Origin of the sequence: Streptomyces sp. H27-D2 (genome assembly GCF_035828615.1) — a bacterium.
Taxonomy (GTDB): Bacteria; Actinomycetota; Actinomycetes; order Streptomycetales; family Streptomycetaceae; genus Streptomyces.
On sequence record NZ_JAYMZR010000236.1, the window covers coordinates 1 to 659 of the forward strand.

Sequence of the window (659 nt, forward strand, 5' to 3'; positions counted from 1 at the left end):
GTCGGCCTCCGGGGCCGGAGGCCGCTCGTCCAGCGCGGGCTTGGCTTTCGCCGGTTCCGCAGGCGGCACCACCGATGGCGCGGGCTGCTGGGCCCTTTCCAGGAACCGCAGCAGTTCCACCGGGAACGGCAGTACGAGGGTGGAGTTCTTCTCGGCCGCGACTGCTACCACGGTCTGCAGTAGCCGCAGCTGGAGCGCGGCGGGCTGCTCGGACATCACCGCGGCGGCCGCCGCCAGCTTCTTGGATGCCTGCAATTCCGCGTCCGCGTTGATGACCCGGGCGCGCCGCTCCCGGTCGGCTTCAGCCTGTCGGGCCATCGAACGCTTCATCGTGTCCGGTAGCGAGACGTCCTTGATCTCCACCCGGTCGATGGTCACACCCCATTCGACTGCCGGGCTGTCCAACATCAGCTCCAGCCCCTGGTTGAGCTTCTCCCTGTTCGACAGCAGATCGTCGAGATCGCTCTTCCCGACGATCGAACGCAGTGAGGTCTGAGCCATCTGGGAGACCGCGAAGCGGTAGTCCTCGACCCGGATGATCGCGTCGGCCGCGTCGACGACCTTGAAGTAGATCACCGCGTCCACCCGGACCGTGACGTTGTCGCGGGTGATGGCGTCCTGCGCGGGAATCGGCATCGTCACGATCTGCATGTTGACCT

1 protein-coding gene is annotated in these 659 nt (G+C 66.6%); it reads right to left on the bottom strand.

The window, feature by feature from the left end; all coding sequences use genetic code 11:
* Window positions 1–659, bottom strand: a 659-nt coding sequence (locus tag QMK28_RS34085; protein WP_326443573.1) for a slipin family protein, incomplete at both ends; no start/stop codon positions are given.